The sequence below is a fragment of the uncultured Salinisphaera sp. genome (assembly GCF_964012375.1).
Taxonomy (GTDB): Bacteria; Pseudomonadota; Gammaproteobacteria; order Nevskiales; family Salinisphaeraceae; genus Salinisphaera.
Genome location: NZ_CAXGSH010000029.1, coordinates 25,749 through 37,613, shown reverse-complemented (window position 1 = coordinate 37,613; position 11,865 = coordinate 25,749). Strand labels below are relative to the sequence as shown.

Genomic DNA, 11,865 nt, shown 5'->3' with positions numbered 1-11,865 from the left:
CTTCGAAGCGGCTGAGCTGTCGCATGCGACCAATACGCTGCCGGAGATCTGCGGCCGTATCTGCCCGCAGGATCGCCTGTGTGAAGGCGCCTGCACGATGAACGACGGCTTCGGCGCCATCACCATCGGCTCGGTCGAGAAATACATCACCGACGAGGCCTTCAAGCAGGGCTGGCGCCCGGACGTCTCGAACGTCGTCTGGACCGACAAGAAAGTCGCCGTAATCGGCGCGGGCCCGGCCGGCCTCGGCGCGGCCGATATCCTGGTACGCAGCGGCGTGAAGGCCGTGGTATTCGACAAGTATCCGCGTATCGGCGGCCTGCTGACCTTCGGCATCCCCCCGTTCAAGCTCGAAAAGGACGTGGTCGAAACCCGTCGCGAAGTCATGGAAGGGATGGGCGTGGAATTCCGTCTGGGCTGCGAAGTGGGCAAGGACGTCCAGATCGAAGACCTGATGGAGGAATACGATGCCGTGTTCCTCGGCATGGGCACCTATACCTACATGAAGGGCGGTTTTCCCGGCGAGGATCTCGACGGCGTACACGAAGCGCTGCCCTTCCTGGTGGCCAACATCAACCGCGAGCTGGGTCTGGAAAAGAACCCGCGCGACTTCATCGACATGCGCGGTGAACGCGTGGTGGTGCTCGGCGGCGGTGATACCGCCATGGACTGCAACCGCACCTCGATCCGCCAGGGCGCCAAGAAGGTCATCTGTGCCTATCGTCGCGACGCCGAAAACATGCCCGGCTCGGCGCGGGAGTTCCAGAACGCGCGCGAGGAAGGCGTGGAGTTCATGTTCAACCGCCAGCCGGTGGAAATCGTCGGCGACACCCAGGTCGAAGGCATCAAGGTGGTCACCACCAAGCTGGGCGCACCGGACGAGCGCGGCCGGCGTCGGCCCGAGCCGGTACCGGGCACCGAAGAAGTCATCGAGGCCGATCGCGTGATCATCGCCTTTGGTTTCCGCCCCAACCCGCAGGAATGGTTCGATACCCACAGCGTGGATATCGACGACGGTGGGCGCGTGATTGCCCCCGAGAAGGGCCGCTTCAAGTACCAGACCACCAACCCGAAGATCTTTGCCGGCGGCGATATGGTGCGCGGCTCCGATCTCGTGGTTACCGCCGTGTTCGAGGGCCGTGAAGCCGCCAAGGGCATCCTCGACTATCTGCAGGTGGGCGTCGGCGAATCCGGCAACGCGGCCTGATCGATCGCCTTCTCACGCGGCGCGTCGGCTCTGCCACGCGCCGCAGACTAGACCGCTGACCGGAGCACGCCCGTGCGCCCCATTGCCGATACCGATCGTCTGATCTTCGCCCTCGACGTGCCCGATGCCGACGCCGCGCGTGCACTGGTCGACCAGCTGGGCGACGCGGTGAGCTTCTATAAGGTCGGCCTCGAGCTGGCCATGGCGCCGGGCTATTTCGAGCTGGTCGACTGGCTCAAGGCCCGCGGCAAGAAGGTCTTCGTCGACGTGAAGCTGTTCGACGTGCCGGCCACCGTAGCCGCAGCCGTACGCCGCCTGTGCGCGCGCGATATCGACTTCATCACCGTGCACGGCAACCAGCAGGTCATGGAAGCAGCTGCCGAAGCACGCAGCGGCGACTCGCGTATTCTCGCCGTCACCGCGCTCACCAGCCTCGACCAGGGCGATCTCGACGATATGGGCTTTGCCTGCGATATCGAGTCGCTGGTGCTTTCGCGCGCTAAGCGTGCGCTCGAGGCCGGCTGCGACGGCGTGATTTCGTCCGGCATGGAAGTCGCCAACCTGCGCGCCCATGCCCCGGACAGGCTGATCGCGGTTACGCCGGGCATCCGGCCCGTGGCCAACGACGAGCGCGCGCCCGACGATCAGAAACGGGTGATGACACCCACCGCCGCGATCGCTGCCGGGGCGGATTACCTGGTGGTCGGCCGCCCAATTCGAAACGCCGAGGATCCACGCGCCGCGGCGCTGGCGATCCAGGACGAAATAAGCCGGGCGGTCGCGGCGCGTTAACCTCCCCTGCCCGCCTGCGCGGTATGCCCCGCCGGGCCAAGCCGTTAAACTGCGCGGCGTCCCATTCTTCGCGCGGCCGAACGTCGCGTGCGTTGCGAGTGCCTTATGTCCCACGATCGTCTGCTGCGTGCGCTCAAGCGCGAACCCGTTGATGTCACCCCGGTCTGGCTCATGCGTCAGGCCGGGCGCTACCTGCCGGAATACCGCAAGCTGCGCGAACAGGCGGGCAGTTTTCTCGACCTGTGTCAGAACCCGGAACTGGCCTGCGAGGTCACGCTGCAGCCGCTGCGACGCTTCCCCCTAGACGGCGCGATCCTGTTTTCGGACATCCTCACGATTCCGGAAGCCATGGGCCTCGGCCTGCATTTTGTCGCCGGCGAAGGCCCGCATTTCCACCATCCGGTGCGTACCCCGGACGAAATCGCGAAACTGCGCGTACCCGATATCGAGGACAGCCTCGGCTATGTGCCGGCCGCCGTGCGCCTGATCCGCCGCGAGCTCGACGGCAAGACGCCGCTGATCGGCTTTGCCGGCAGCCCGTGGACGCTGGCCACCTATATGGTCGAAGGCGGCCCGTCGAAAAACTATCAGCACATCAAGGCGCTGATGTATAACGCGCCGGCGTCGCTGCATCAGCTCATGGATATTCTCGCGCGCTCGGTCGCGGCCTATCTCAATGCACAGATCGCGGCCGGCGCCCAGGCCGTGCAGATATTCGATACCTGGGGCGGCGTGCTGACCCCCGCGGCCTATCGCGAATTCTCGCTGGCCTACATGCAGCGCATCGTCGAACAGCTCAACGACGCCCCGGACGGCACCAAGGTGCCCGTGATTCTGTTCACCAAGGGCGGCGGTCCCTGGCTGGAAGCCATGGCCGCTACCGGCTGCGATGCGCTCGGCCTGGACTGGACCATCGATATCGACGAAGCGCGCGCACGCGTCGGCGACCGGGTTGCCCTGCAGGGCAACCTCGACCCGGCCATGCTCTATGCCAGGCCCGAGGTCATCCGTGAAAACGTGGCTGACGTGCTCAACCGTTTTGGTGATCACCCGGGGCACGTGTTCAACCTCGGCCACGGCGTGACGCCACAGGTCAATCCCGACCACGTCGCCGCGCTGGTCGACGCTGTCCACGAGTTTTCGGCGCGCTGAACGCCCGCCCCGGCGTGCCGCTGGCTTGGCCTTGTCATCGGCAACCGTTACATTGCCGACTTCGTTGTCCGAAATTCGTCTAAGACGCCTGTATGAAGCGCGCGCTACAAAACATTCGCGGTGTAATCGCCGTCATCGGCATGGTGCTGGTCACCCTGCTCGGCTTCATTCCCCTGTTGCCGACCAGCCTGGCCAAACTGCTTGCGCCCTGGCCCGCGGTGAAAAAACCGGCCACGCACGCGGTGCTGTGGGTGGCGCGCTGGTGGGCACGCGGCATCAACGCCTGCATCCTCGGCATGGGCCGGACCCGGGTCAGCTACGAGCAACAGGTGCCCGACGACCCGCACGGGCGCTACGTGGTGATTTCCAATCATCAGTGCTGGGCCGATGTGATGCTGCTCTGTCATGTGATCGAGCCGCAACTGCCCTTCCCGCGCTATTTCATCAAGGAACAGCTGCGCTGGCTGCCGGTCGTCGGCATGGCCTGCTGGGCGCTGGATTTTCCGTTCATGAAACGCCATAGCCGGGCCGAGATCGAAAAGAACCCGGCCCTGCGTACCCGCGACATGGAAACCGTGCGCCGCTCCTGCGAGACCTTTCGCGACTGGCCGGTCACCATCGTCAACTATGCCGAGGGCACGCGCTCCAACGCTGCCAAGCGTCGGGCGGTGAACTCGCCCTATGAAGCGCTGATGCCGCCCAAGGCCGGGGGTACCGCCTTTACCCTCAATGCCATGCACGATGTGCTCGACGGCGTGCTCGACATGACCGTGGCCTATGTGAACACGCCGGAGCCGAAGTTCTGGGACATGCTCTGCGGGCGGATCGACGAAGTGGTCATTCGCGTACGCCGTCTCGACGTGCCCCGCGACCTGCTCTCCGGCGATTACATGGGCGATGCCGATTACCGTCGGCGCTTCAAGCAGTGGCTCGAACAGCGCTGGGCCGAAAAGGATATCGAAGTGGCGGCCCTGCAGGACCCGCGGCGTTCGGCTACCCGGTTCAGCCAGGTCGGCAAGAGCGCATGAAAAGACAGGGGCTGATCTGGATCACCGGCGCCAGCTCGGGCATCGGCGCAGCCCTGGCGCGGGAGATGGCCGCGGCCGGCTGGCGAGTGGCCGCCAGCGGGCGCAACCGCGAGCGACTGGATGCCCTGTGCGCCGACGCGCCCGAGGCCATTCACGCCTTCGCTCTGGACGTCACCGATACGAACGCCAACGAGCGCGTCGTGGTCGAAATCGAACAAAAGCTGGGGCCGATCGATATCGCCGTGCTCAACGCGGGCGTGGGCAGCCAGTTCAACGCCACACGCTTCGATGCGGCCGATGTGCAGGACCGCATGACCGTCAACTATGGCGGTACGGTCAACGGCATCGGCGCGGTGTTGCCCGGCATGCTCGAACGCGGCCGCGGCCAGATCGCCATGACCGCGAGCGTGGCCGGGTTTCGCGGCCTGCCCGGTGGGGCACCCTACTCCGCCTCCAAAGCCGCGATGATCGCGCTCGCCGAGGGTCTAAAGCTCGATCTGGAAAGTCACGGCATCGCGATCAGCGTGATTACGCCCGGCTTCGTACGCACCCCCATGACCGACAAGAACCGCTTTCCCATGCCGTTCATGATCGACGTCCAGGACGCAGCACGGCGTATTCGACGCGGGCTGGAGGCCAAGCGTTTCGAAATAACCTTCCCGCGGCGCCTTTCCTACGCGGTCAAGCTGTTGCAGCGGCTGCCCTATGCCGCCTATTTCCCGATCATGCGTCGATTGGCGAGGTTATAGGGCCATTCGCCCGGCATAGCAGCGCCGCGTCGTTCATTAGGCTCACCCGACATCTCGCCTCGCCTGGCGAATTCCCGGAAGGCAACGCGACGATTGGCGTTAGCGTTAACAGGCCCTCGATTTTCATGGGCGACACAACACTTCTGGACAAGCGCTGTTTTCGGGCAATACAGTGCCGTGGTGCGTTGCGCAAAACACATGGCGCCGCGCCCACTACGCCTTACCTTGCCGCCAAACAGCGCTTGGCGCATACCCGAATAAAGCGTCAACAGGCCCTAGCCATGAACACCGTAATCTGGATCGTGATCGTAATCGGCGTGCTCGCTGCGGCGTTCGGCATCGTCAACTGGGTGCGCACACAAATCGCCGCCAGCCGAGAAGATCTCAAGCACGTGGATCGCAGCAAGCTGCGTGATCTCGACAAGGACGCATGGGCCGAGGAAGAGCGCGAAAAACAACGGGAAAAGGACGACTGGTAATAGGCGCCAGCGCCGCGGCGATTGCGCGGCTTCATCGTTTTCCGACGCTCGTGCGTAAAATGAGCGACTAACCTGCGGGCCGGCCCGCGTTTCACGCTTTCCGCATTCCCTTTAACCGGCTACGGCATGATGGACGAGATCATTCTCTGGCTCACGCCCTGGGAGCCGCAGCCGCTGCTGATCGCGCTATTCGCGATCGTTGCATGCTGCTACGCCCGCGGGCTGGCGCGCCGACGCCGTCTGCGCGATATCGCCCCGGCCATCGCATTCGGCCTGGGGCTGATCAGCATGTATGTGGTCATGCAGACGCATGTTGATTACTACGCGCAGTACATGTTCTTCATCCATCGCGCCCAACATCTGATTCTGCATCATCTCGGGCCGTTTCTGATCGCGCTGTCCATGCCCACCGCCGTGCTCGCTGCCGGCGCGCCGGCCTGGCTCAATCGCGGCGTGCGCGGGCTCGGCGAACTGCCACCGGTCGCGGCCTGCTACCGCTTTGTGCAGCACCCGTTCATCAGTGCACTGCTGTTCGTCGGCCTGATCTATTTCTGGCTTACGCCGTCGATCCATTTCACTGCCATGCTTTCGGCCCGCGACTACTGGCTGATGAACCTATCCATGGCGGTCGATGGCCTGCTGTTCTGGTGGTTCATGCTCGACCCGCGCGCGCCGGGCACCACGCGTACCACCTACTCCACCGGCCTGCGCATTATCGTGCTGTGGGCGGTCATGCCGCCCCAGATCGCGCTGGGTGCCTATATCGCGCTCGCGCCCGATACCGTCTACGACGTCTATGCCGTCTGCGGGCGGGCTTTTCCGATCTCGCCCATCGTCGACCAGCAGCTGGGCGGCCTGATTACCTGGATACCGGCCGCCATGATGAGCGTTGTGGCAACGCTTATCCTGTTGCGCTTCGGCTTCATCCACGAGCGCAGCAAGCCCGAATCCGCTGACCGACCGAGCGCCTCGCCAGTCAAGGAACCCGTGACATGACCCTGCACAAGATTCTTCCCCGCGTGCTTCTGGCTGTTGGTATAAGCCTGGGCCTCGCCTTGAGCGGCTGCTCGGGCGGTCCCGATTACACCGCGCACGACATCACCGGCGTGATGCCGGACCTCGAGTTCAATCTGACCAACGAAAAGGGCGAGGCGGTTACCGCCGACGATTACGACGGCCGCCTGAAGCTGCTGTTTTTCGGCTATACCAACTGTCCGGATATCTGTCCGGCCACGATGGCCCGCATTCGCGCAGCGCTGGGCGGTCTGGATGCCGACACGCGTGACGATATCGATGTCCTGTTTTTAAGCGTGGACCCGGAACGCGATACGCCCGAGCGCCTGCAACGCTTCACATCGAGCTTCGGCGACGGCGTAGTGGGCCTGACCGGCACCCAGGAGCAGCTCAAGGCGTTAAGCAAGCGTTATCGCGTGACCTACGGCTACGGCGAGCCCAACGACAACGGCTTCTATCTGGTGTCGCACAGCAGCGCGATCTTCGTGTTCGGCCCCGATGGCCGCGCGCGGTTGCTGGTGAACCAGCAAGAAAGCGTGGATGAACTCACTGCGGATCTGAAGACGCTGCTCAACCAGCTCGATTAAGCCGCTAAGCCCATGCCTGTTCGCCGCGGCCGATGCGCTCCTGTAATTCGGCATGCCGGCGCCGATCGAGCGGGAAGTCCCACATCATGGCGACCACGCCCAACTTGATTGCCACCGGCAGCAGGCCGTAGAGCACGGCCAGCGTCCATAGGGCGACGGCGTCGTTGTCCTGACCGGCGTCGAAGCCTGCCAACCACAGCACCGGATAGGCGATACCGAGGGCGATCGCGAAGGCCAGTTTCGTGGCCATGCCCCAGAGCCCGAAATACAGCCCCGCGCGGCCGTCGCCGCCGGCGGCGGTGTCTTCGTCGATGACGTCCGCCTGGATCGAGGCGGCAATGGCCTGATCCACGCCCAGACAGGTCCCGCCCAGCACGCATATCAGGCCGTAGCCGATATAGTCGCCCTCGCCCAGCGTAAGCGTGAAGATGAACACGAAGCTCACCCACAGCATTGAGGCACACCAGAGCCGGTGCTTGCTCCAGTTGCGCCCGATTTTCAGCCACAGCGGCAACCCGAGTACGGCCGACAGGAAATAGATCGCCAGGAAAATGCCGCCGGTGATTTCGCTGCCGCCCAGGATGGCGGTCACGAAGAACAGGAACAGCGCGGCCGGCAGGCCGTTGGCGGCCCCGTTGAGCAGGTAGGCGATCAGCAGCCGGGTAAAGGGGCGATTGGACTTGAGCAGATCCAGGCTTTCCCGCCAACGGATCTTCGAAGCACTGGCGCCGTCCGGTTCGCGTACCCGCCAGAGAAAAAGCCCCGTGGCGATGGGCAGCGCCATCATTAAAAATACCGCGATCGCGGCCAGACCCGCCGCTGCGCCGCCGATAAAGCGCTGTGCGAGGGCTGGCAGCATGATGGCCACCAGCGTACCGAGCACGAAGAATCCCTCGCGCCAGGCGGTGATTCGGGAGCGCTCGTCGTAGTCGGCCGACATTTCCGCCCCGAGCGTGGTGTAGGGCAGATAGATCAGCGTCCAGCCCAGATACGCCAGCATGCTCCATACCAGCAGATAGGCAGCGCCTGCGTTGTCGGGTGGCACGAACAGAAACCACGCCGCGAGCATGAGCACCGGGGCGCCGGCCGCGATCCACGGCCGCCGACGGCCGAACCGGGTCTGCAGCCTGTCCGAGGCGCTGCCGATCAACGGGTCGGTGACCACGTCAAAAAGACGCGCGGCGAAGATCAGGACCCCGACAAGGCCGGTATTCAGGCCCGGCATCTGCGAGTAAAACGGGGGCAGATACACCGTCAGGGGCAGGCCCAGCGCGGCCAGCGGCAAGCCGAGCAGCCCGTAGGCGGCCAGGCGATCCATGCCGGTACGTGTACTCATAGGCGTATCAGTCCCGCTGGAGGGCGATCTGCATCAGATCGATATTGCCGGAGGTAAAGCCGGCCGCGCAGTAGGCCAGATAATACCGCCACATGCGGTAGAAAGACGCGCCGCGCTCGGTGATGATGGAATCGGACGCGGCTCGCACCGCATCGTCCCAGCGCATCAGAGTACGTGCATAGTCTGCACCGTAGAAGTCGGTTTCGCGTACGTGCAGGCCCTTGGCTTCGGCCTGGGCCTGGAAGACGCTGGGCGAGGCCAGCATGCCGCCCGGAAATACGTATTCCTGGATGAAGTCGACGTTGGCCCGGTAGTAGTCGAAGCGCGAGTCGTCGATGGTGATCGCCTGGATCGCCGCGCGCCCGCCCGGCTTGAGGGCATCGTGAATGGCGGCGAAATAGGTCGGCCAGTAGGCTTCGCCCACCGCTTCGTACATCTCGATCGAGACCACGTGGTCGTACTGTGCGCTGACATCGCGATAGTCACGCAGCTCGAACGACACGCGATCGGCCACACCGGCGGCCTGCGCACGCGCCTGGGCAAAGCGCAGTTGTTCGGTGGACAGGGTCAGGCCGGTTACGTGGCAATCCGCATGGGTCGCCGCGTAACGGGCGAAGCCGCCCCAGCCACAGCCGATTTCGAGAATATGATCGCCCGGTTGCACGTCGAGCCGCGCCAGAAGACGGGCATATTTGCGTTTTTGCGCGGTCTCCAGCGGTTCGTCTTCCTGCTGGAAAATCGCGCTGGAGTAGGTCCAGGTCTCGTCCAACCACTGGGCATAGAAGTCGTTGCCCAGATCGTAGTGGTAGGCGATGTTGCGCCGGGAGCCGCGTTTGGAGTTGCGCCGAAGCCGATGCCGGATCGCGCTCATCCAGGTATACAAATGCTGCAGACGCGAAAAATCCGGCTCGAGCGCGTCTTCGTTGAGGTGTAGCAGATAAATCAGCGTGGCGAGGTTGTCGGCATCCCATTCGCCGGCCATATAGCCCTCGGCAAAACCGATGGACCCGGCCTTGAACAAACGCGTGACCATGGCCGCCGAATGCATGTACAGCCGTGCCGACGGCCCCTCGCGATCGCCGGCAAAAATCGCCAGCGAACCGTTGGGCAGGCGCACTTCCAGACGCCCCGTATGCAAACGATCCAGGCGTTTTACCACCTGACGCTCGCGCCAGTTGCTGGGTTCGCCGGCTTGAATTGTCGCGCCCTTGTCACGTTGCATGGTCATCGTTTCAGGAGACATTCTCGCGGTTCTGCTCGGGTTTACGGTGGAATACGGCGCCGCGCAGCCAGAGCTTGAACGCCTGCCAGTGGATCGCCGCGACGACCTTGATCGTCATGAACGGTACGCCGCAGACCGCTTTCAGGATGTTGGCCGTATTCAGCGCGCGGCGCTCGCCGGTCAGCGTGGTGGTAATACGCAGACGCTGGCCGTCGGCTTCGAACAGGCGAATACCCACGCCCAGCTGCGCGCCCGGTGCGGCGAAATGAAACCGGTAGCCGCCGCTGCGATCGAAAAACGGCGATACGTGAAAGGCCTTGGCTTTGCGTTGCGCCGCACGCCAGTTCATGGGCGCGCCCTGCTCGTGCAGCACATAGAAATGGTGCTCGCCGAAGGTGTTGTGAACTTCCACCACGATGGCACGCAGCGAGCCGTCGGCATGGTGGCAATAGAACACGCTGATCGGATGAAAACCGTAGCCGAGCACGCGTGGCATGGTCAGCAGCTGTACACGCCCGCCGGCCAGATCGACGTCGTGTTCGGCCAGCAGCTCATCCAGCCAGACGCGCAGGTTCACGCGCGCATCGTGCGGGCCATGCTCGGCATCGTAGAACGACAGGACATTGAAGCGGTTGCGGGACAACAGCGGCGATACGGCACAGGCGTCATCGATCGCGTCGATATCCAGCAGCAGATAGAAGCTGCGATAGTTGAAGCGATAGCGCGGCGGGCCCGGTCGCCGATGCATGACCCGACAGCGATAGAGCGCGCCCGCACTAACCATCGCGCCCACGCCAGGGCACGTCGATGCCCAGTCCGCGAGCCACGCGCACCGCCGAGGCCAGGCCGTCTTCATGGAAGCCGTAGCCGCACCAGGCGCCACAGAACCAGGCCCGATTATGGCCCTGGATCTCGTCCAGCCGGCCCTGAGCAGCGATGGCCTCGCCGTCGAACACAGGGTGGTGATACTCGATTTCGCGGATGACGTGGCGGGCGTTGGGCTCGACGCGCGGGTTGAGGCTAACCACGTATTGGCGCTCGCCGCCGATGGACTGAAGCCGGTTCATCCAGTAACTCACGGTGACGCGCTGATCCTCGACTCCGTCGCGATCGGCCAGATAATTCCAGGCCGCCCAGACGCGCCGGCGCTGCGGCAACAACGCGATATCGCTGTGCAGGATCGCGCGGTTGGGCTGAAATCGAAACGCCGACAAAAGCGAGGATTCCAGCGCGCTGGCATCCGCCAGCATCGCGCGGGTCTGATCGGCATGACAGGCGAACACCACCTGATCGAACGTCTCGGTCTTGCCGTTGGCCAGGGTCAGATGGGCGCCATCTTGATCGCGGCGCACGCGCTCGACCGGCGTGGCCAGGCGCAGACGCGCGCCCAGGTGCTTGGCAATAGCCTGCACATAGCGCTGGCTGCCGCCAACGATCGTTTTCCACTGCGGCCGGTTCGACAGTTCCAGCAGCCCGTGGTTGTCGAAAAAGCGCAGGAATGCGCCGACCGGAAATGCGCGCATGTCCGCCGTCGGCGTGGACCAGATCGCGGCCGCCATGGGCAACAGATAGCGCGCGGCAAAGGCATCGCTATAACCATTACGATCAAGAAACTCACCCAGCGACACCGCGGGTAGCGCGTCAGTCTCGATGAGCTGGCGGGTCTGGCGGTTAAAGCGCAGGATATCGGCGATCATGCGCCAGTGGCGTGAATCCAGCAGCCGGCTCTTCTGGGCGAACAGCGTACGCCAGCTATCGCCGGCCCATTCGATCGCGCCGTCGCCGATCGACACCGCAAACGACATGTCGCTGGCCCGTGTCTCGACCGCAAGCTCGGCCAATAACGACTCGAAAAACGGATAGTTACGATCGTTTAACACGATAAAGCCGGTGTCCACCGGCTGTTCACCGGCCATAACCGTATTGGCATGCCCGCCGGGCCGGTTGGCGGCTTCGAAGACGGTGATCTCGGCGCTGCCATCGAGCAACCATGCCGTCCCCAGCCCGGCGATGCCGCTGCCCACGATAGCGATTCGCTGCATGTCGTCCTTTTTATTAAAGCGTACGGGCAAGTCGAACGCATGGCTACGCCTGCGGACCGTGCATAGATGCGCGGTGTTTTTACCCGTTTTGGTGTTTCGGCTATGCTCTGCGACCGACTTTTGAAACGACGTGGGCACAAAAGCCGCTGGCGCCGCGCGATCGCCTCTAGTCTATCGAATTCGGGCATCGTTGCCGCGGTATCTGTCATAAGACACGGCAAGCTGTTGTTCGCGTCTGTCTTCAAACCTTTTCATTT

Annotated in this window: 12 protein-coding genes; 8 read left to right on the top strand and 4 right to left on the bottom strand. The window is 63.8% G+C overall.

Annotation, left to right across the window (positions count from 1 at the left end; all coding sequences use genetic code 11):
* The 8 genes from ABNU97_RS07130 to ABNU97_RS07095 all read left to right on the top strand — a co-directional run.
* Nucleotides 1–1,207 (top strand): FAD-dependent oxidoreductase (locus tag ABNU97_RS07130; RefSeq protein ID WP_348766063.1); only part of this gene is annotated, 1,207 nt, incomplete at its 5' end.
* A 72-nt stretch (nt 1,208–1,279) separates the two neighbouring features.
* Entirely contained in the window at nt 1,280–1,999 is a 720-nt protein-coding gene (gene pyrF, locus ABNU97_RS07125; RefSeq protein WP_348766062.1) for an orotidine-5'-phosphate decarboxylase, read from the top strand.
* A 105-nt stretch (nt 2,000–2,104) separates the two neighbouring features.
* Nucleotides 2,105–3,151, top strand: a complete 1,047-nt coding sequence (gene hemE / locus ABNU97_RS07120; protein WP_348766061.1) for a uroporphyrinogen decarboxylase — start codon at nt 2,105–2,107, stop codon at nt 3,149–3,151.
* Between the two features lie 92 nt (nt 3,152–3,243).
* Nucleotides 3,244–4,179, top strand: a complete 936-nt coding sequence (locus ABNU97_RS07115) for an acetyltransferase (protein WP_348766060.1) — start codon at nt 3,244–3,246, stop codon at nt 4,177–4,179.
* Nucleotides 4,176–4,928, top strand: coding sequence for an SDR family NAD(P)-dependent oxidoreductase (locus ABNU97_RS07110; protein WP_348766059.1), 753 nt, complete (start codon nt 4,176–4,178; stop codon nt 4,926–4,928). Before ABNU97_RS07115 ends, ABNU97_RS07110 begins: the two co-directional genes overlap by 4 nt.
* 281 nt (nt 4,929–5,209) lie before the next feature.
* Nucleotides 5,210–5,407, top strand: a complete 198-nt coding sequence (locus ABNU97_RS07105; RefSeq protein WP_348766058.1) for a hypothetical protein — start codon at nt 5,210–5,212, stop codon at nt 5,405–5,407.
* Nucleotides 5,408–5,533: 126 nt separating this feature from the next.
* Complete coding sequence (locus tag ABNU97_RS07100) at nt 5,534–6,403, top strand: cytochrome c oxidase assembly protein (protein ID WP_348766057.1); 870 nt, start codon at nt 5,534–5,536, stop codon at nt 6,401–6,403.
* Nucleotides 6,400–7,008 (top strand): SCO family protein, encoded by a 609-nt coding sequence (locus tag ABNU97_RS07095; RefSeq protein WP_348766056.1) that lies wholly within the window; start codon nt 6,400–6,402, stop codon nt 7,006–7,008. The genes ABNU97_RS07100 and ABNU97_RS07095 overlap by 4 nt, the downstream gene beginning before the upstream one ends.
* A 4-nt stretch (nt 7,009–7,012) precedes the next feature.
* Here the strand turns inward: ABNU97_RS07095 and ABNU97_RS07090 are convergent, their stop codons facing one another.
* From ABNU97_RS07090 to ABNU97_RS07075, 4 genes are read right to left on the bottom strand one after another with little or no spacing between them, the layout of a single operon-like run.
* On the bottom strand, nt 7,013–8,344 hold the full coding sequence (locus ABNU97_RS07090) for an MFS transporter (protein WP_348766055.1): 1,332 nt from the start codon (nt 8,342–8,344) through the stop codon (nt 7,013–7,015).
* Nucleotides 8,345–8,351: 7 nt separating this feature from the next.
* Nucleotides 8,352–9,572, bottom strand: coding sequence for a cyclopropane-fatty-acyl-phospholipid synthase family protein (locus ABNU97_RS07085; protein WP_348766054.1), 1,221 nt, complete (start codon nt 9,570–9,572; stop codon nt 8,352–8,354).
* 4 nt (nt 9,573–9,576) lie between these two features.
* Nucleotides 9,577–10,350, bottom strand: coding sequence for a DUF1365 domain-containing protein (locus ABNU97_RS07080; RefSeq protein ID WP_348766053.1), 774 nt, complete (start codon nt 10,348–10,350; stop codon nt 9,577–9,579).
* Nucleotides 10,343–11,608 carry an FAD-dependent oxidoreductase gene (locus ABNU97_RS07075; RefSeq protein ID WP_348766052.1) on the bottom strand — a complete coding sequence of 422 codons (1,266 nt, stop codon included), beginning with the start codon at nt 11,606–11,608 and terminating at the stop codon, nt 10,343–10,345. Before ABNU97_RS07075 ends, ABNU97_RS07080 begins: the two co-directional genes overlap by 8 nt.
* Nucleotides 11,609–11,865: the final 257 nt, after the last annotated feature.